18 protein-coding genes are annotated in these 18099 nt (G+C 57.9%); 5 read left to right on the top strand and 13 right to left on the bottom strand.

Features of this window, described 5'->3' with window-relative positions:
- Window positions 1-67: 67 nt before the first annotated feature.
- Both HMPREF3155_RS05405 and rsmI read right to left on the bottom strand, forming a co-directional pair.
- Complete coding sequence (locus HMPREF3155_RS05405; RefSeq protein ID WP_061921329.1) at window positions 68-1882, bottom strand: BCCT family transporter; 1815 nt, start codon at window positions 1880-1882, stop codon at window positions 68-70.
- Between the two features lie 196 nt (window positions 1883-2078).
- Entirely contained in the window at window positions 2079-2942 is an 864-nt protein-coding gene (gene rsmI / locus HMPREF3155_RS05410) for a 16S rRNA (cytidine(1402)-2'-O)-methyltransferase (protein WP_061921326.1), read from the bottom strand.
- 78 nt (window positions 2943-3020) lie between these two features.
- Between rsmI and HMPREF3155_RS05415 the strand changes: the two genes are divergently transcribed.
- On the top strand, window positions 3021-4631 hold the full coding sequence (locus HMPREF3155_RS05415; RefSeq protein WP_141744801.1) for a dolichyl-phosphate-mannose--protein mannosyltransferase: 1611 nt from the start codon (window positions 3021-3023) through the stop codon (window positions 4629-4631).
- Between the two features lie 32 nt (window positions 4632-4663).
- On the opposite strand, the gene HMPREF3155_RS05420 is transcribed toward HMPREF3155_RS05415, so the two are convergent.
- Together HMPREF3155_RS05420 and HMPREF3155_RS05425 are read right to left on the bottom strand one after the other, a co-directional pair.
- Entirely contained in the window at window positions 4664-5359 is a 696-nt protein-coding gene (locus HMPREF3155_RS05420; RefSeq protein WP_061921319.1) for a zf-HC2 domain-containing protein, read from the bottom strand.
- On the bottom strand, window positions 5346-5759 hold the full coding sequence (locus HMPREF3155_RS05425) for a DoxX family protein (protein ID WP_061921314.1): 414 nt from the start codon (window positions 5757-5759) through the stop codon (window positions 5346-5348). The genes HMPREF3155_RS05420 and HMPREF3155_RS05425 overlap by 14 nt, the downstream gene beginning before the upstream one ends.
- A 159-nt stretch (window positions 5760-5918) precedes the next feature.
- On the opposite strand from HMPREF3155_RS05425, the gene HMPREF3155_RS05430 reads away from it, so the two are divergent.
- Window positions 5919-6671 (top strand): DNA-3-methyladenine glycosylase I, encoded by a 753-nt coding sequence (locus HMPREF3155_RS05430; RefSeq protein ID WP_246815609.1) that lies wholly within the window; start codon window positions 5919-5921, stop codon window positions 6669-6671.
- A 13-nt stretch (window positions 6672-6684) separates the two neighbouring features.
- On the opposite strand, the gene glpR is transcribed toward HMPREF3155_RS05430, so the two are convergent.
- The 4 genes from glpR to HMPREF3155_RS05450 all read right to left on the bottom strand — a co-directional run bounded on the left by glpR (window position 6685) and on the right by HMPREF3155_RS05450 (window position 11108).
- Window positions 6685-7995, bottom strand: coding sequence for a divisome protein SepX/GlpR (glpR, locus tag HMPREF3155_RS05435; protein ID WP_061921311.1), 1311 nt, complete (start codon window positions 7993-7995; stop codon window positions 6685-6687).
- A 147-nt stretch (window positions 7996-8142) separates the two neighbouring features.
- A complete protein-coding gene (locus HMPREF3155_RS05440) occupies window positions 8143-8853 on the bottom strand; it encodes a GNAT family N-acetyltransferase (protein WP_070432756.1) in 711 nt (236 codons plus the stop codon).
- Between the two features lie 2 nt (window positions 8854-8855).
- Entirely contained in the window at window positions 8856-10145 is a 1290-nt protein-coding gene (gene glp / locus HMPREF3155_RS05445; protein WP_061921305.1) for a molybdotransferase-like divisome protein Glp, read from the bottom strand.
- Between the two features lie 36 nt (window positions 10146-10181).
- Complete coding sequence (locus tag HMPREF3155_RS05450; RefSeq protein ID WP_061921302.1) at window positions 10182-11108, bottom strand: UTP--glucose-1-phosphate uridylyltransferase; 927 nt, start codon at window positions 11106-11108, stop codon at window positions 10182-10184.
- Between the two features lie 67 nt (window positions 11109-11175).
- On the opposite strand from HMPREF3155_RS05450, the gene HMPREF3155_RS05455 reads away from it, so the two are divergent.
- The 3 genes from HMPREF3155_RS05455 (at window position 11176) to mscL (ending at window position 13162) form a co-directional block, all read left to right on the top strand.
- The gene (locus HMPREF3155_RS05455; protein WP_061921300.1) at window positions 11176-11760 is read left to right on the top strand and encodes a 5-formyltetrahydrofolate cyclo-ligase; all 585 of its coding nucleotides are present in this window, start codon (window positions 11176-11178) and stop codon (window positions 11758-11760) included.
- Between the two features lie 69 nt (window positions 11761-11829).
- Complete coding sequence (locus HMPREF3155_RS05460) at window positions 11830-12516, top strand: SAF domain-containing protein (protein ID WP_070432757.1); 687 nt, start codon at window positions 11830-11832, stop codon at window positions 12514-12516.
- Window positions 12517-12700: 184 nt separating this feature from the next.
- The gene (mscL, locus tag HMPREF3155_RS05465; RefSeq protein ID WP_062035580.1) at window positions 12701-13162 is read left to right on the top strand and encodes a large-conductance mechanosensitive channel protein MscL; all 462 of its coding nucleotides are present in this window, start codon (window positions 12701-12703) and stop codon (window positions 13160-13162) included.
- Between the two features lie 108 nt (window positions 13163-13270).
- On the opposite strand, the gene HMPREF3155_RS12640 is transcribed toward mscL, so the two are convergent.
- The 5 genes from HMPREF3155_RS12640 to HMPREF3155_RS05485 all read right to left on the bottom strand — a co-directional run bounded on the left by HMPREF3155_RS12640 (window position 13271) and on the right by HMPREF3155_RS05485 (window position 18003).
- Window positions 13271-13492 carry a hypothetical protein gene (locus tag HMPREF3155_RS12640; RefSeq protein WP_082787616.1) on the bottom strand — a complete coding sequence of 74 codons (222 nt, stop codon included), beginning with the start codon at window positions 13490-13492 and terminating at the stop codon, window positions 13271-13273.
- Between the two features lie 30 nt (window positions 13493-13522).
- Entirely contained in the window at window positions 13523-14095 is a 573-nt protein-coding gene (locus HMPREF3155_RS05470) for a MogA/MoaB family molybdenum cofactor biosynthesis protein (protein ID WP_061921496.1), read from the bottom strand.
- Between the two features lie 102 nt (window positions 14096-14197).
- Window positions 14198-15598 (bottom strand): S1C family serine protease, encoded by a 1401-nt coding sequence (locus tag HMPREF3155_RS05475; RefSeq protein WP_246815014.1) that lies wholly within the window; start codon window positions 15596-15598, stop codon window positions 14198-14200.
- Between the two features lie 156 nt (window positions 15599-15754).
- On the bottom strand, window positions 15755-17308 hold the full coding sequence (locus HMPREF3155_RS05480) for a HAMP domain-containing sensor histidine kinase (protein ID WP_070432759.1): 1554 nt from the start codon (window positions 17306-17308) through the stop codon (window positions 15755-15757).
- Window positions 17305-18003 (bottom strand): response regulator transcription factor, encoded by a 699-nt coding sequence (locus HMPREF3155_RS05485; RefSeq protein ID WP_070432767.1) that lies wholly within the window; start codon window positions 18001-18003, stop codon window positions 17305-17307. Before HMPREF3155_RS05485 ends, HMPREF3155_RS05480 begins: the two co-directional genes overlap by 4 nt.
- Window positions 18004-18099: the final 96 nt, after the last annotated feature.

Below are 18099 nucleotides of genomic sequence, written 5' to 3' on the forward strand. Positions count from 1 at the left end.
CTTGCACGATTGTGCAGGAGGGTGCGTAAAGAAGCTTTAGGAAGCGACTAAATCGCTTGCTTTAGCTTTACTTGTGCTGAGCGCGCTTGCGCTGACGACGCTTCTTGAGCTCCTCAGCGCGCTGGTACTCGCGGTGCAGACGGCGCTCGCGGGCAAGCTTGCGCTGGAATGCCTGGGACTCGCGGTATTCCAAGTAGATGACGTCGTTGCTGAGTGCCTTGTAGATGGCGCACATCAGGCCCACAACGATGAACAGGAATGGCAGCGCAGCCACAATGGTGACGTTCTGCAGGTTGGACAGGGAATCCTCATCAGCCAGCAGCAGGGTCAGACCAACAGCCGCGGTGGCAACGCCCCATGCTGCGGACAGCCATGGCTTAGCGTTGGATGCACCGTTCTGAGACATCGAGCCCATAACGGTAGAAGCCGAGTCAGCGGAGGTGATGAAGAAGGTTGCCAGCAAGATAACTGCGATGATGCCGGCGATGAAACCACCAGGCAGGTTGTGCAGCAGGTTGAACAGCTCAACCTCAGAGGACTCGCCGGTGATGGAGTTACCCTTCTGCTCCATGTGGATTGCGGTGCCACCGAAGATGGCGAACCACACGGTGGAAAGACCAGCCGGGATCAGCATGACGCCGATGCAGAATTCGCGGACGGAACGGCCACGGGAAATGCGTGCCAGGAACATACCGACGAATGGGGACCAAGAGACCCACCATGCCCAGTAGAAGATGGTCCAGGTGGACAGCCACTCGCCTGCTTCGCCGTTGTTGGACTCAGCAGTACGGGAGATCATCTCGGTGAACGCATCCAGGTAGCTACCGATGGAGCCCGGAATCTGGTTCAGGATGGAAACGGTTGGGCCAAGGATGAATACGAAGATGGCAAGCAGTGCGGCCATAACCATGTTCGCGTTGGAGACATACTGAATGCCCTTGCCCACGCCGGACATTGCGGAAAGCAGGAAGGCCAGGGTCAGCACGAGGACGATGCCAACGACGACCTTCTGGGATGGGTTGTCGATGAGGCCAGAAGCCTGGATACCAGCCTGGATCTGGGTTGCACCGATACCCAGGGAACATGCGGTACCGAAGACGGTTGCAAAAATGGACAGGATGTCAATGATTTTGCCAACCCAACCATCGGCAGCGCGCTGGCCGATGAGCGGCACGAATGCTTGACTCAGCAGCTGCTTGCGGCCAATACGGAAGGTCGAGTACGCAATTGCGAGACCAACGATGGCATAAACAGCCCATGGGTGCAGGGTCCAGTGGAACATCGCCGTAGCCATCGACGTGCCCACTTCCTTAGCATCATGGCCAGGAACTCCGTTGAGGTAGTAGTTCAGCGGCTCAGATGCGCCGTAGAACATCAGGCCGATGCCCATGCCGGCCGCGAACATCATCGCAATCCAAGAGGGCGTAGAAAATTCAGGCTCTTCATCGATGTGGCCCAAGCGGATGGTGCCGAACTTGGAGGCGGCGATGAAGATAACAAATACAACGAAAATCGTGCCGAAGAGGACGTAGGCCCAACCAAAGTCGTTAACAACGAAGCTCAGTGCATCGCTAGCGAAGTTCGCAAAGTTGGTCGGAGCAGCCAAGCCCCATGCAACGATGGCGGCAATGAGCACGCCAGCGATGCCGACGATGGTCCAGTCGATTGGAGCGTTGTCATCGGCTGCCATTTCAATTTCAGGCTCGGTCATCTCATGGGGAGCGAAGTCCTCATTGCCGAGCATGTCTTGTAGCTGACTCGTCGCAGATGCTGATTCCAGCTTCTCATCAACGGTCTGGTACTCCTCAGACGAAACCGGCGCCGCACTGGACGCCGGATCCGTACCCTTTGCCGTATTCGAATCTGTTTCTGGATTAGTCATGCACTCCAGAATGAGGGCGGCTAATGCCAGGCGTCAAACTTATATGTGCAGTACAGCCGCCTAAATCCAGCATTTTTGCAGGATAATCTTACTTTACAATCAGCCACGCAAATGAAAATTAACCAGCATATGCAGGTCTTTTATCCTCCCGTGAGCTTTTGGCTATAACAATCCTGCAACAATTGGGCATTTAACACTATTTTTCGCTGTCACGGGCACTCAAGAAGGCGTCATAAAGTTCGCGATTAGACACCTGAGTACCGGCAGCGACTTCCTTGCAAGCATCCTTCGCGCGCACTCCATCTGCCACACGGCGCTGGACCTTATCCACCAGTTCCTCAAGCGATGAGGGGACCTCTTCCCCACCCTCGATAACAACCGTGATTTCACCGCGAGCATTGTCCTCAGCCCACTTTGCCAACTCACCCAAGCTTCCGCGCTTTACTTCTTCATAGGTCTTTGTCAGTTCGCGACACACGGCAGCGGGGCGGTCTTCACCCAGAACCGCCGCGGCGTCGGCAAGCGTCTGCGCCAAACGGTGGGGCGATTCAAAGAAGACAATGGCGCGCTTTTCACCGCGCAGCGATTCCAGCCACGCTTTGCGCGGTCCGGCCTTGCGTGGAGCAAAGGCGTCGAAGAGGAAGTGACCGACGCCGAGACCGGACAGAGCCAAAGCGGTGGGCACCGCAGATGGCCCGGGGAAGCACGTCACCGGCACCCCAGCTTCGACTGCTGCAGCAACGATGGAGTGCCCTGGATCAGAAACCAGAGGCATACCCGCGTCGGAGACAACCAAAACGGTGCCGGAACGAGCGGCCTCGACAAGTTGGGCTGCGCGTCCTTCTTCGTTGTGATCAAAGTTGGAGACCACCTTGCCGCGGATTTCGATCCCCAGAGCCTGCGCCAGGTTACGGACGCGGCGCGTATCTTCCGCCGCCACGATGTCGGCATGCTGCAGCGCCTGCATGAGTCGTGCCGAAGCATCTGCGATATTACCCAGAGGGGTGGCTGCCACAATTACTCCGCGTGGAAGGGGATCTAGACGAAACGAAGTATTCATGTCCCCTAGCTTTCCACACCTTTGCACAAGCAGAATCCCCAGGGGTCCGCCGCGTAGCCTAAACTCATCTAAGTGACTATTGCTACTGACTCTTCGCAGCCCGCAGGCACCCCACAGGCCAAGCTAGCAGGAAAGCCGCGTGGCAAGCATGCCTTCGCCGCCCCTGCTGCTCCTACCTCCTATGCTTGGGGCAAAGCAGATTGGGTCAGCACCGGCGTCATTGCAGTTTTAGCTTTCATCACCCGTTTCATCAGGCTCTCCGCCCCCGTCTCGCAGGGCACGCCAGTCTTCGACGAGAAGCATTACGTTCCGCAGGCCTTCGACATGGTGCGTAGCTGGGACAACCTCTTTATCGGCGGCATCGAGTCCAATCCAGGCTATGGCCTGGTGGTTCACCCGCCGCTGGCTAAGCAAATCATTGCTGTTTCCGAGTCTGTTTTTGGCTATAGCCCGCTTGGCTGGCGCCTGATGGCAGCGCTTTTTGGTGTAGGTACCGTGCTGCTGACAATGGCGCTCGCCCGCCGCGTCGCTGGTTCCTGGCAGGTTGCCACGATGGCCGGCTTGATTGCGGTATGCGATGGCGTGCTTTTGGTTTCTTCAAAGTTCGGAATGCTGGATATCTTCCAGGTCTTTTTCATCGTCGCGGCCGCATGGGCACTGGCCCGCGACCATAACCAGATGCGTTTACGCCTGCACACGGCTTTTATCACGGGCAATATGGGCTCGTCCGATTTTGGCCCGCGTTTTGGCTTCCGCTGGTGGCGTTTCATCGCAGGCGTCTTCCTCGGCCTAGCCCTTGGCGTGAAGTGGTCTGGCCTGTACTACATCATGTTCTTTGGCCTGCTTTCGGTCTTTAGCGATCTTGCTTTGCGACGCCGCTATCACGTACGCCGCTACGTACTGGGCACGCTCATCCGCGATACCCCGGCAGCTCTGGCTTCCCTAGTGCTGGTTCCGCTAGCTATTTACGTATGGACTTGGCGCGCATGGTTTGCCTCCGAAACCTCCGTGTTCCGCCATGCCAAGGTGGATGGAACTATTGCTGAAGAATCCCCGCTGCAGGCCCTGCCCGATGCACTCGCTGGTTGGTTCTACTACCACTCTTCGGTCTTGGAATTTCATGCTTCCCTGACTACCTCCAGCGGGCACTCGCACCCATGGGATTCAAAGCCTTGGGCTTGGCTCGTGGCGGCCCGCCCCATCCTCTACTACTCCTCTACTGATCTGCAGTGCAGCGGCGCCGGCACCTGCCGCGAGATGCTCTATCTCTTTGGCACGCCTGCCATTTGGTGGCTGGTCATTCCAGCCGTGTTGTGGGGTCTATGGTCACTGCTGGTGCGCCGCAACCGCGCATTCCTCATCCCGTTGGTTGGATTCGCAGCAGGTTTCCTGCCTTGGTTGGCTGCGTTCGACCGCCAAATGTATTTCTTCTACGCCACGGCTTTCATCCCGTTTGTCATCGTGCTGATCTCCCTCGCGCTGGGCCAGATGATTGGACACGGCAAGAGGATTTCTTGGGACTGGCTGACTTCGCTTGCTGGCGGGGAAATCCGGACTGGCACATTCGTAGCAATTTGCTACTTGTGCTTGGTAGTAACGATGTTCATCTACTTCTCGCCGATTCTTTATGGCTTCATGATTCCGGACAAGTGGTACGAGTCGATGATGTGGCTGAACTCTTGGACCTAGATTCCTGTAATCCGGTTTCTCAGCGCGATCTCTTAATGCGGATTCGCGCTCAAAGAACGCCAGAAATCGGCGGCTGAATAACCTTTATGGGCTACCCAAGCCCAAGCCAGGACAATCGCGCTGATACCGGTGGCCAGGAGAATGTATATCTGGCTCATCATGATTGTGCCCAGCGCAATATCGCGCATGGTAAAGCCAAAAAGGAAGGCAAACATGGTTGCTGCAACCGGCAGCATGCCGGGAACGGATGCTGGCCGCCAGGCAGCAAAGAACAAACCGATGGCCAGGCCGAAGCGCAAGGCCGCGCCCTCGATGAGAAGGCGTGCACGTTCAGGATCAGCGGTAGGGTCGAGTGTTCCCTCGGCGCCGGTGACGGCGAGCCCGGAAGCACTAACCACCACGAAGATAGCCCAGATAGAAAAGAGCAATCCGAGTACCACGAGTGCAACGCGCGCTACCGTCAGCGTGGTCTGACGTGCGCTGGAGGCACGGCGCCACTCTGGCTCAACGCCGGCGATGATGACCTCAGAAAGATCTTGTGGGGGTGCCATTCCTTCGGCCGATTCGACGAAGCTCAATGAGCGGGAAAGCGCCGCGGCCTTGTCGCGGTAAGCACGGCACTGCTCGCAGCTTTCCACGTGAGTTTCAATGACATCGCTAGAAACGTCGGTGGGTTCACCGTCGAGCTGCGCTGAGATTGCCGCTTGGATTTCCTCATGCGTCAACACGGCTCAACACTCCATCCAAGCTGACGCGGCCGGAGCCGAAGACAACAATCATCACCAGCGAGGCAATCAGCACCGCTGGGTATTCAAAGCCGCCGTCCGCAGCGAAAAGCCCATGGCCTAGGTGCACAAAATACAATGCACACGCCATAAACAGCGCCAGGGCGCCAGCGACAAAGGTGGTCAAAAGCCCGACGACGAGTAGGGAGCCACCGATCATCTCACCCAATGCTGCGATATACGCGGAAACATGAGGCTGCGGAATTCCCATTGCAGAGAACTGCCCTGTGGTCTCATCGATTCCGGCGAAGAACATTTTGTCAACACCGTGCGCGACGAAAACGAGGCCTAGGACTGCTCGCAAAAGCAGCAGCGCGGTATCGCGAACGGCGGGTCTATTCATGAGAAATACACTACCCTGGAACCCCTAGGTGCTGGCGAATCAACTGTATATACCCCTAACGCACAGCTCATCGACAGCCGCTTGGAACCGATGCGAGCAAAAGGCAGTCAAATAGTGCAAGAGCCAAATGCGCTTACACATTCAACCGAAAGAAAAGACATGACCATGACGAATCCTTTTGCCGAGCCACAGGAAGCGGAAAGCGATAAGGCCACCACAGGCATCGCAGACACCATAGGCACCCCAAACGCCTCAGCCCCCGAGTACACGCCTAGCTCGGAGCGAACCGGGCTGGTCTACGACGCCGAGGGAGTTGGCCGTCCGCCTTGGGCGATGGCCTCTCCCCTGTTGCGCGAGTACTACGACACCGAGTGGGGAATGCCGGTCCGCGATGAAGCGGGACTTTTTGAACGCTTAACTTTGGAAGGCTTCCAGTCAGGGCTGTCTTGGGCCACTGTCCTGCGTAAGCGCGAAGCCTTCCGCGCTGCGTTCGCTGGCTTCGACCCGGATATCGTTTCGGCTTTTGGTGCAGCTGAAGTAGAGCGTCTACTCAATAACCCGGAGATTATTCGGAATCGCCGCAAGATTGAGGCTGCCATTAACAATGCAGATGCCACGGTGAAATTGCGTGAAAAGGGCGGCTTGAGCGAATTCATCTGGTCCTTCAGGCCGGAGGAAAATCTCTACCCGCGTTATATGGAAGACATCCCTAAAACGACCGACAAGGCCAAGGAATTATCCAAGGCCTTGAAGAAGGAGGGCTTTACTTTCGTAGGCCCCGTTACCTGTTTCGCGCTAATGGAAGCCATCGGCATGGTAGATGCCCATCTCATTGGCTCTCATCGCCGCGGAACGTCCGGGGTCTGGGAAAGTGAACTGGATGCTTTCAAGCATCCAGTTCAGAATATCTAGTTCACGAAGGCATCTAGCTCACGCGGCGTGATGCGAGGTCGTCGCGGCGCTGGCGATTGCTCACGTGCGGTCCGTCGAAGCCGTCGAATTCATCGTCATCATAATGGACCGGCAGATGGTCGAAGTCCGGGCTGTCATCGTCAACTTCCAGTACTACAGCGCCTGGGCGGCGCAGGCTACGCGGGATGGCCAGTTCATCATCTTCTGCACTGCGGACGCCGAGACGGGCGCGGCGCAGGTGGTACACGCGGCGACGCAGCAATGCCTGCTCCTGACGGACCTGGGTACGCAGAGCAATCAAATAGATCATGGTGACGATGCCGGCGATTCCCGCAAACCACCAGGTCCAGCTACCTACTACGATGCCCAAGCACACGGTGAGAACAACCGCCAAGGAAAGACCCAACAGCGTACGCTGACGGCGCTGGTAGCGGGTTGCGGAAGCAGCCTTTTCTGCTACCGGATCCCAGCCGCCGCGCCCAAGGCGACGCTGCGCAAAAGCAACCTCATCCTCAGATAGATCAGTATCCTCATCCATCTCAGTTTCGGATTCCTCGACAGACTCGATGGCCTGTGGAATCTGGCTCACCTGTTCCTCGGTGTCGACCGCGCCGGGATACATCAAGTCCACAGGCGAGGTATATGCCGAATCAAGGTCGTAAGCATCGTCTGCGACCTCGGCCACTGCTGGCGCGCTGAAGACCTCTGCCGCCTCCGCGTCATCCGCCAGCTTGGATTTCAGATCCGCAGGCTTATCCTTTTCGGTTTCATCCTCAATGAGGAGCTCATCTTCTTCGGATTCGCTCGCTGTGTCCTCCGACTCTTCGTTTTTATCCTGCTGCGCCGAAACTGGGACAGCGGAGCCGGCTGGGGTTGTTTCCTTCGCCGGAGTCTCGGCCTTGGCCTTACCGGACTCTTCGACAATTTCACCCTCAACGGTCTCCGGTGCGTCCGCCTTTACTGCGTCATCGCCATCAGGCTCATCAGACAGCTGCGCGCCCGGCTGGCGCGGATTCGCCTTAGCCTTTGCTGCGGCACCGGCGATGGTCACGGCAGGGGTTTCTTCCTCGTCAACCACGGAGATATCGCTAGCGTCGACGACTTCGTAATCTTCGGTATCGTCTTCAAAACGGCGCACGTCACGCTTGTTAACTCGCGGGCGGCGACGCGCGGCGACGTTTCCGGAGTCGCCTTCGAACAACACGCGAGTGTCATCAAAGGCTTCGCCTGTGTGGCTCATCGGACGCTGCGAACGCAGCAGCCAAGGTGCCAAGATAAAAGCCCAGACCACGATGATGGCGATAATGGGCACAGCAGTGGACACGGTATGGGTGGCCTTCCGTAGGGTGCAGAGTTTGACTCAACGTTAGCGCCTTATCCGCCCCTATAAAGACTCAAAATCGGGGAAATTACAATGTTGTGACTTGTGTGAAAACAGTGGCGAAATCTACCCGCCAACTGGGGCACCCGGCTAAAGAAGTCGCCCCTCTGCCCGCAACCGCGCGACAGCGGTGTTCGGATAGTCCTCGCGGTTGAGCGCCACAAAGTAGTGATCGCGCCAGGCGCCATTGATATGCAGGTTGCGACGCAGATATCCCTCTTCACGGAAACCACAGGACTTCAGGACCTTGCCTGAGGCAGGATTTTCTGGCAAATAGGTCGCTGTCACGCGGTGCATACCTACGCGGCGGAAGGCGTGGTCAACGCCCAGTGCGCACGCTGCCGTAGCAACGCCGGCACGGTGAACTGCGGAATGGACCCAGTAGCCAATCCAGCATTCCCCGATGCTGCCGTGCTGAATATTTCCCAGCGTCACCTGGCCCATAAACTGACCATCCAGCTCGATCACCAGAGGGATGATGCTGCCCATGCGCGCGTTGTCGCGCAGGAACATCAGATGGTTCCACCAATCATTTCCCGAATGCGCGGTTTCCCACGTCGTTGGAATGGTGGGTTCGACCGGGCGTAAGTATTGCTCATCGATGACGCGCTGACGGCGCCAGTCATGGCCATCGCCGCGCATCAGCGGACGCAAGCGGAGAACTCCGCCCTCCGGCAGGACGTCGGAAGGCGCAAGGCGCACGCTCGGCGTGGACTCCGGCCACCCAGGGTGTTCCTCACGCGGCGGCCCACTCGCAGGTACACGCAGGCGCCCCGCCGCAGTCCCGAAAGGATCCAGCATGCCTAGCTGCGCTGCGTCAAAAAGAGCACGTCCACCACGTCACCTGGGCGGATCTCAGTGGCGCTTTCCGGAATCCTAATCATCGCGTTAGCCTCCGAAAGACCCGCCAACAGGTGGGCCGGCGCACCGCTCGCGCCGCCCAAACCCTCGACCAGGTAGTCGGCAGTCTCAGCGTCACGCATCAAACGCGCACGGATAAAACCGCGGCGACCTGGACGCGAATCCATGTGGTTGAGCGCGCGAGCACGCACGACGCGGCGATTTGCATTGCGCTTGCCCAGAGAAAGGCGAATTAGCGGGCGCACGAATACTTCAAAAATGACCAATGCCGAGACCGGGTTCGAAGGCAACAGGAACGTTGGAACGCGCTCCTCTCCCAGCAAGCCAAAGCCTTGCACCGACCCCGGGTGGATGGCCACGCGGGAGGTATCGATATCGCCGAGCTCGCGCAGCACCTCACGCACTGCCTCAGAACCGGCGCCGCCGACCGCACCGGAGATCACCAGGACCTCGCTGCGGGCGATGTGTGTTTCCAGCGCCTCGCGGATTCGTCGCGGCTCGCCTTCCGCGATGCCGACGCGTTGTACGTCAGCGCCTGCTTCCCGCGCCGCAGCGGCCAAGGAATAGGAGTTAACGTCAAATACTTGCCCCAGGCCCGGTTCGCGATCGATGTCCACGAGTTCCTTACCAAAGGACAAGATGGTCACGCGCGGGCGCGGATAGACCAAAACCTTTGAGCGACCGACAGCGGCCAAAAGGCCAATCTGCGCAGGTCCCAGGATAGTTCCCGAAGAAACTGCGACATCGCCCGGCTGGATATCGTCGCCAACTCGGCGCACAAAGTCACCCGAGCGCACAGGGCGATGCGCCGTCACGCGCTTGCGGCCGCGGTCTGTCCATTCGAGGGGAAGGACGGCGTCGGCAAGCGTGGGCAAAGGCGCACCGGTGTAAACGCGCACCGCCTGTTTCGGCTGCAAGCGCAGTGGCTGGCGCGAACCCGCCGGAACCTCACCCACCACGGGGATGGAACGCTCAACCTCAGGGCCCTTTTGCTCCCCTTCTGCGTCCTCTTCAGTAGCGCGCCGCGCCTTCAAAGCACGCTCGCCTCCCACGTCAACGGCGCGCACTGCGTAGCCATCGATTGCCGCCTGCGGAAATCCGGGCAGCGGCTGATTGGCTTGCACTTCCTCAGCGCACATCAGTCCCAGCGAGTTCGCAATCGCGATACGCACTGGTTCCGGTGTCACCGCCGCATCAGTAATCATCGCAAGCTGATCATCTACTGAACGCATAGATTGCCGCCTTCCCTGTTTGTCTTCTGACCTAGATTAGTTGATGCCCTTTTCAGCCTCATACTCGGCAATGATCTGCTTGATTGCCTTGTACAAAGCCGGGCCATACTTCTCATGGTGCAGGCCGAAGTCCACATTTGCCGGAATATATCCGCCGGGATTGCCCAGGTCATGACGCTTTCCGCGGTGAACCACCACGTGGACCGGGTGGCCTTCCTGGATGAGCAGCTCGATGGCGTCGGTTAGCTGCAGCTCACCGCCCTTACCTGGGGAAATGCGGCGCAGCGCGTCGAAGATCTTGCGGTCTAGCAGGTAGCGACCGGTGGCTACTAGGTTCGAAGGCGCATCTTCAGGCTCTGGCTTTTCTACCATGCCAACGACCTTCTTCACGCCAGGTGCGTTGGTATCTTCCACGTCGAAGACACCGTAGTTGAAGGTCTCTTCGCGCTCGACCTCGAATGCACACAGCACCGAGCCGCCGACGGCAGCGCGCACGCGTGCCATCTCCTCCATGACAGTCGCCGGCAAGACAATGTCATCCGGGAGCATGACGGCGAAGCAGTCCTCGTCATCGTCCAATACGGATTCTGCAAGACCGACCGCATGACCTAGGCCAAGCGGCTTTTCCTGCTCCACCGAGATCGGGTGGATGAGCTCGCCTGCGCGGCGCACCTTCGCAACCTGCTCATCTTTACCACGCGCGTCCAAGGTCTCAACAAGCTCCGGGAAGGCATCGAAGTGACGCATCACTTCTTGCTTGTTGGGGGCAGTAATAACTGCTAGACGCTGCGCACCAACCGAGGCGGCTTCCTCCGCGATGAGTTCGATACCCGGGGTATCAACCACAGGGAGCAGTTCTTTCGGAACAGTTTTGGTGGCCGGCAAAAAGCGGGTACCCAGGCCCGCTGCCGGCACGACAACTGTCTTAATCCCGTGCAGGGATCCCTCGTTGTTATTAGCCATAAGTTTGAGCTTACAGGCCGAACTTTTGCTTTCGTGCAGCGATACACCAGCAATTACTATTTGTTCTATGACTGAGATAGCCAAGCAAAAGCAAAAATTGCGCGCGGAGCTTCTCGATGCCCGCCGCACCCGCAGCCCCGAGGAGAAGGCCACTGCTGACGCCGCCTGGTGCAACGCGGCCGCCCAACTTCTAAGCCCCGATATGCAGGTCGCAGCCTATAACCCTCTGAGTTCAGAACCCGGCGGCAGCGAGTTTGTCCACACCCTGACACAGGCATGTAAGGCGGTATATCTGCCTATCTCTGGCGACGATGGACAACTTTACTGGGCGCTTTACGAAGGCCCCGAGAGCCTCCAACCCGGTGCGCTCGGCATCGCAGAACCAACCGGCGAGCGCTTCCCCAGCTCCATCTTGGCTGAGCTCGACTTCATCTTTGCTCCAGCGATGGCAGTGGACAAGAGCGGCTACCGCCTCGGAAAGGGCGCTGGCTACTACGACCGCGCGCTTACTCCACTTATTCCCGGCAAGCCCAAGGTCATTGCCATGGTCCACTCCAGCGAGGTCCGCGATGTGCCAAAGGAAGAACACGACCGCCCAGTTGATGTCATTCTGACTGAGCGTGGGCTCGTCGACATTGAGCCAGGCATTTAGCAAGACGGTTTAGCCATAAGAAACAGCAAAAAGCGGAACCATAACCCCACAACCGCAGTCTAAAAGAGCATGACTGCGGATAAATTGCTGAAAATGCTGCGCACCCCAGGGCATCGGCGGGCGCTGATGTTAAGACGCTTTGTTGCATTGGTGCTGGTTGCTGCAGCAGGCTTCAGCATGCTTTCCGCTCGCAAGGAACACCCGCTGGCGGTGGTCTTTGCCCGCGATGTTCCTGCGGGCCATGCTCTTTCACTTGACGACGTCACCCTAGCACCCATCCCGGCCAGCGCACTGCCGGAGACGAAAGTCGATACCAACCTCGAGGAGCTTGAAGGCCGCGTGGTCGTATCGGCGGGTTCGGCTGGAGAAATTCTTACCGAGACGAGACTGCTTGGCCCGCAGCTCGTGGACGATTTAGTGAATAACTCCACAGGAAAAAACTCGGGCGAGGAATCCCACATGATTCCACTCAAGCCAGCAGAACCTGACATCCTTCCCCACCTCCACCATGGGGATACGGTCAATGTCATCGCTGGCGCTAGCGAAGAAGAGATAGAAGAAGGCCAAACAACTGATGGCTCAGTCATCGCCGCAGGTGGGCGCGTAATTACGACGACCAGCGGCGAAGAAGAAAGCCGCGCCACCACCGTGCTTTTAGCTCTGCCTGCTTCTCAAGCTGATGCCGTGGCAGCCGCTTCGCTGAGTCAACCGCTCACCGTTGTCATTGTGGGACAACGAGCCACCGGCATGAACTAGCGTAGAGCCGCTGCCAGAAGCCTTCCGATTGAGCCAGAAACGTTGTCACATCCCCTAAAACTCGCTAGGGTGAGTCTTCACTAGCCCCTGCTTTTAATTTTAATAACATTTGACTCATGACTAACTTGGAAAAGTCACTCGGGGGCGAGGGTCACAATGTGTTTTAGGAAAGGAAACCCTCCCAATGCTGAAGGGCTTTAAGGACTTCATCCTCCGCGGCAATGTCATCGAGTTGGCAGTCGCAGTCATCATTGGTAGCGCATTCACCGCTATCGTCACCGCCGTCACCAACAATCTCATCCAGCCTCTGATCAACTCCTTCGGCTCCGCAGAAGTCAAGGGCCTGGGCTTCCAGATCACCGACAATGAGTCCACCTTCATGGACTTCGGTGCTGTTATTACCGCTGCCCTCAACTTCCTCATCATCGCTGCGGTTGTTTACTTCCTCATCGTGATGCCGATCAACAAGCTCTCCGAAGCTGCTAAGCGCCGCCACGGCGTTGACCCAGAAGAGCCAGCTCCGACCACCGAGCAGCTCCTGACCGAGATCCGCGACCTAATGGAAGCACAGAACGCTTCCGGTGCAGGCCACAACATTGCGGGGACCTCCTACAACCAGGAGAGCACCGGCCGCCACCAGGCATAAGGTTTTACATCCTGCATAAAGACCGAACTCCGGTTGTCTTTTAGATAAAAGACAACCGGAGTTCGTCGTTATTAATGGGCAATAATTAGAGGTGGGAAACGCTCGCGCCTATTGGCCATAATGCGGCGGCATTTGCTCCCTGTAGAACGCTTCATCGTGCTGGCGTTCAGCCGGGGCATCCTCATCGAGCTGGACTACGCGATGAGCGTCCCCACCGCTTTCCCGACCTGAGTTATCAAAAGCAGATACAAAGTCCGGTTGGTCGGCAGTGCGGTCATAGTCCACGGCGGAGCGACGAACGGTCCGGCGGCGTTTACGAGGTTCAGACATGAATACTAGAAGGGAACTTACCTGCTACTACTAGACGCTGTACTTCTGCAGCTGGTCGATGAGGTAATGAACTAACGGGGCCAGCGTGGCCATGCCGTCGCGCACTGCGGCGCGGGAGGAAGCCAAGTTAACGATGACGGTCGAGCCCGAAACACCGGAGATACCCCGCGAGGTGCAGGCATCGACTGCGCCACAGGCTTGGCCGGAAGAGCGCAGTGCTTGCGCGATGCCGGGAACCATCTGATCCAGGACCGCGCGTGTGGCTTCAGGCGCCTTGTCGCGCGGGCCAACACCAGTACCGCCGACGGTAAGGACCAAGTCAACGCCACCGACAACTGCGGTTTCAATGGCCTGACGAATCTTCGACTTCTTGGAACGAACAGTCACGGAGCCATCGACCTGGAATTCAGCCTCAGAAAGGAGCTCGCCGACCAAACGGGACGTATCATCCGAGTTCTCGTCTGGGTGGTCAGTGATGACAACCACCAGTGCGCGGCGCGGCGCGTTGAAGTTTTGTTCCTGCTCGCTGGCGATCAGGAAGGCGTCATCAGGCTCAGCGACGTCCAACAAAGACCCTGTGGATTCCTCAGAGACCTCGAAAATGCCGTTGTTGGTCTCGTTGTCAGCATGGTCTGCCAATGTAGCTCCTTTATAGGACCAAAAATTCTTCTTCAAAGATTCGGGCGATTTTTGTTAATGGATAATTTACTCGTCCGAAAGAGTTACCTCTACCTGGCGAGGTTCTTTTCCTTCCCCATTGCTGACTTCGAGCGTGACCTTGGCTCCGAAGTCTTGCGAGCGAGCTGCGGCAATCAAGGAATCGGAGTTCTCGATGCGGCGGTCATTGACGCGGGTGACGAGGTCGCCTGCCTTCAGCCCTGCTTCTTCTGCTGGGCTGCCTGGCTCAACCTCGACGATGCGTGCGCCGTCGCCACTGTCGCGCGCGTCTACCTTGACGCCCAAGGTTGGGTGCTTAACCTCGCCCTTGTTGATGAGCTGGTCAGCCATGCGCTTGGCAAAGTTGGACGGGATTGCAAAACCCAAGCCGATGGAGCCTGCCTCGCTCGAGCCGGAGCTCGACAAGGAAGCGATCATGGAGTTCATACCGATCAGGTTGCCGTTGATATCGACCAATGGGCCACCGGAGTTGCCGGGGTTGACCGCGGCATCGGTCTGGATGGCGTCGATAAGCGAGCTCTCGCCGCCCTCCTGGGAAGCCCGAACCGGGCGATTCTTCGCGGAGACAATACCCGAGGTAACCGTGGCATTTAGCCCCAGCGGGGAGCCCACAGCAACGACCTCTTGGCCAACGGCCACGGCGTCAGAATCACCGAATTGCAGGAACGGCAGGTCATTGACGTCCTTGATCTTGATGATCGCGACGTCGGTGTTTGCGTCGGAAGAAATAAATTCAGCTTCGTGCTTGCTGCCGTCGTTCATGCTGACGCGCAACTGGCCGCCACGCTCAGCGCCGGCAACCACGTGGTGATTAGTCAGCACATAGCCATCCGGCGAGATGATGGAACCAGAGCCCTCAGCAGCGCTGGTAAGGCCCAAAGCCTCAATGGAAACAACAGCGGGCAGCACCTTAGCCGCGGTCGCCTCAACCGAGCCCTCAGCTGGTTCCTCACCGGTGCTATTAGCCACCGGCTCATTCTGCAGAACCTGGTTTACGGTGCTCGTATCGTTCTTATCCTTCGCTCCTAGAGCTAGGCCAGTAATGCTGCCCACAGCGACAGCGCCGGCGAGCATCATGGCCAAAGCCGTGCCCAGGCCCACCTTCTTCTTTTCTGGCGGGTTCGGTTGCGCCCCTACGTAAGTTATGGCCTGATTAGGCTGGCCCGGTTGGCCAAACTGCCCTGCCTGGCCGGGCTGGCCCGCGCCGAAGCTTTGGGTATGCGGATTTGCTTGGCCGCCGACGAATTGGGGATTGCCCGCGCCTTGGTTGAAATTTGCGCCCTGCATCCCAAAGGAACCAGCCTGGCCACTGGAGCTAGGCTGCGCCCCGGAGTTCTGGCGCGGTTCATTCCAACCGGCAGAATTGCTAAGATTGGGTTGATTCTCGGACGCTGGCCTCTCGCCGCGTGGATCCGCAGGCTCGTTCATGTTTGAGTTCCTCGTATTCATGTAGGCAATTGTGCCGCAGTGGGCTGGGGTGCATCTGTAACGATTCTGCTAGCCATATAAGAATAACTGTTAGAATTCTGTATGTCTTGACCTGCAGCGCAACTCCTTTTTATGCCGCAATAAGGTCGGCGCAGATTAACCCTGATTAAACCAGCGCTCGGCGAAAATGGTGCCGCGATCAACTGCCGCCTCATCTTCTTCGTTTGCGGAAGGATCGAAAAGGCCATCAACGAAGGTCTCGCCTTCCCCACGGTACCCCGGCAAGATAGCCTCCATGCGCGTGCCGCCGTCGTTCGAATCCTTAATTTCAATAGAGCCCTCGTGGCGCTCAATCACGGATTTGACGATGGCCAGACCCAAACCAGAGCCCGGCATCGAGCGGGCTTCTGCGGAACGATAGAAACGTTCGAATACCTTCTCCCGCTCATCCGGCGGAATGCCCGGGCCAGAGTCGTCGACCCGGAGACGGACCTCGTGCTCGCTGATCTGCTGCATGAACACACGCACGGTGCCGGTCGCAGGCGACCATTTCGCCGCATTGTCCATCAGATTAAGCGTTGCACGGCCCAGGGCGAATGGATCGCCTTCTAGGACCCACGGAATAAAGCGCACACGGAACTCGACGTCGGGGCGGCGTCGCCTAGCGCGCGCTAGCGAAGACTCGAGCACCTCCATAAGGTCAACCGGCTCCGGAGCCTTCTCCGTGGCGTCCTCACGAGCCAAGTCGACCAAGTCACCGATGAGCGTAGAAAGCTCCGTCATCTGTGACATGACGTCATCTTCCAAGTCGCGGCGATCTTCTTCGCTGATACCAAACCCACCGCCGGACTTGTTCATCATCATCAGCAACTCAATGTTGGTACGCATCGAGGTCAACGGAGTCTTCAACTCGTGGCCCGCGTCCGCCACAAACTGGGCCTGCTGCACACGCGATTGCTGCAGCGCTTCCAACATCTGATTAAAGGAAACCGTAAGCTGCGCCATCTCGTCATTGTTGACAACCTCGATAGGTCGCAGATCGTTGGTCTGCGTGACGTAATCGGCCGCACGCTTCAGGCGCGAAATCGGCTGCATACCAGTCTTGGAAACGAGCATGCCGACAAAGATCGCCAGCAGAACGCCCAGCGCAACGATAACGACCAGCATTGCACCAATGGCCGCGATGAGCTCATTCGTCTCGCTCAAGTCCCGGGCCAAGACCACAGTGGTGCCTAAGTCATGGCGTTTTGCGAGGATGCGCTCGCCACCGACGGTGCGCACCGAGATCTCGGTGTAATCATCATCCTTCTGAAACTTATCCCCCACCGGGATGGCATCACCAAAGGTAAAGCTCCAGGAAGGCGGGGAAATCGCGATACGAGTCGATGGATTATAGAGCTTAAACTTCGCGATTTCGGAATCGATAGATTCAACAAAACGCGGGTCCAGGCTTTCCTGAATCAACACGTCGGCTTTTTGCTCAAGCTGCTTGTCGACGGCCGCGGTCAAAGACTCAGACACGATCCAATAGGTTGCCAGGGTCATAAGCGCCACGGCGATGGCCACGACCAGACCCGTAACAAGCGAAAGACGCCACCGCAGTGGCGCCCGAGAAGCCCAACTCCCCCTTCCGCCGGCAATCTCGTTAACAGGGGTGGGGTGTACCTGTTCGGAAGCCTCGGCGTTGGGCGCTGGCTTCCTCAAAATCACGGTGTCGACTTCCGCAGAACATAACCGACGCCGCGCACGGTGTGGATGAGACGCGATTCGCCCTCACCTTCCGTCTTCTTCCGCAGGTAGCCGATGTAGACCTCTAGTGCGTTGCCGGAAGTTGGGAAATCGTAGCCCCATACCTCTTCCAGAATCACGTTGCGCGGCATGACCTTGAGCGGGTTTTCCATCAGCAGCTGCAGCAAAGCAAACTCAGTACGAGTCAAAGAGATCTGCCGGTCGCCGCGCTTTACCTCACGGGTTTCCGCATTGAGCTGCAAATCCTCAAAGGAAAGCTCGGTCTCCGCGCTGTGCGGTGCTCCAATGGAGTCTGCAGCGGCGCGGCGCAGCAAAGAACGCACGCGTGCCAAAAGCTCCTCCAGCGCAAATGGCTTCGGTAGATAGTCATCTGCTCCGGCATCGAGACCAGCCACGCGGTCGGAGACACTATCGCGGGCAGTTAGAACCAGGATCGGGTGTTCCCAGCCCTCACTGCGGAGAGTACGGCAGACCTCAAGGCCGTCCATGTTGGGCATCATGACGTCGAGGATCAACAGCTCCGGATTTTCATTGCGGACAGCCTCCACCGCCTCAAGGCCGTCACTGGCAATCATGACTTCATAACCATTGAACCGGAGAGAGCGACGCAGCGATTCGCGTACCGCTTGCTCGTCGTCGACGACAAGAATCTTCATAAACATAATTATGAACTATTCACGGTGGATTTTCGAAGCCACCATGCAATCCAGCCCCTTTCCATCCCATTACGTTGTTAGCAGTTCCACCCCAGG

It is taken from the genome of Corynebacterium sp. HMSC06D04 (assembly GCF_001807315.1).
GTDB classification, from domain to species: Bacteria; Actinomycetota; Actinomycetes; order Mycobacteriales; family Mycobacteriaceae; genus Corynebacterium; species Corynebacterium simulans.

Coding starts and splice junctions, on each gene's coding strand:
- HMPREF3155_RS05485 (WP_070432767.1), bottom strand. CDS start 18,003: ATGAAGATTCTTGTCGTCGACGACGAGCAAGCGGTACGCGAATCGCTG.
- HMPREF3155_RS05475 (WP_246815014.1), bottom strand. CDS start 15,598: ATGAACGAGCCTGCGGATCCACGCGGCGAGAGGCCAGCGTCCGAGAAT.
- rsmI (WP_061921326.1), bottom strand. CDS start 2,942: ATGAATACTTCGTTTCGTCTAGATCCCCTTCCACGCGGAGTAATTGTG.
- HMPREF3155_RS05425 (WP_061921314.1), bottom strand. CDS start 5,759: ATGAATAGACCCGCCGTTCGCGATACCGCGCTGCTGCTTTTGCGAGCA.
- HMPREF3155_RS12640 (WP_082787616.1), bottom strand. CDS start 13,492: ATGTCTGAACCTCGTAAACGCCGCCGGACCGTTCGTCGCTCCGCCGTG.
- HMPREF3155_RS05455 (WP_061921300.1), top strand. CDS start 11,176: ATGACTGAGATAGCCAAGCAAAAGCAAAAATTGCGCGCGGAGCTTCTC.
- HMPREF3155_RS05460 (WP_070432757.1), top strand. CDS start 11,830: ATGACTGCGGATAAATTGCTGAAAATGCTGCGCACCCCAGGGCATCGG.
- HMPREF3155_RS05405 (WP_061921329.1), bottom strand. CDS start 1,882: ATGACTAATCCAGAAACAGATTCGAATACGGCAAAGGGTACGGATCCG.
- glp (WP_061921305.1), bottom strand. CDS start 10,145: ATGCGTTCAGTAGATGATCAGCTTGCGATGATTACTGATGCGGCGGTG.
- mscL (WP_062035580.1), top strand. CDS start 12,701: ATGCTGAAGGGCTTTAAGGACTTCATCCTCCGCGGCAATGTCATCGAG.
- HMPREF3155_RS05450 (WP_061921302.1), bottom strand. CDS start 11,108: ATGGCTAATAACAACGAGGGATCCCTGCACGGGATTAAGACAGTTGTC.
- HMPREF3155_RS05440 (WP_070432756.1), bottom strand. CDS start 8,853: ATGCTGGATCCTTTCGGGACTGCGGCGGGGCGCCTGCGTGTACCTGCG.
- HMPREF3155_RS05430 (WP_246815609.1), top strand. CDS start 5,919: ATGACCATGACGAATCCTTTTGCCGAGCCACAGGAAGCGGAAAGCGAT.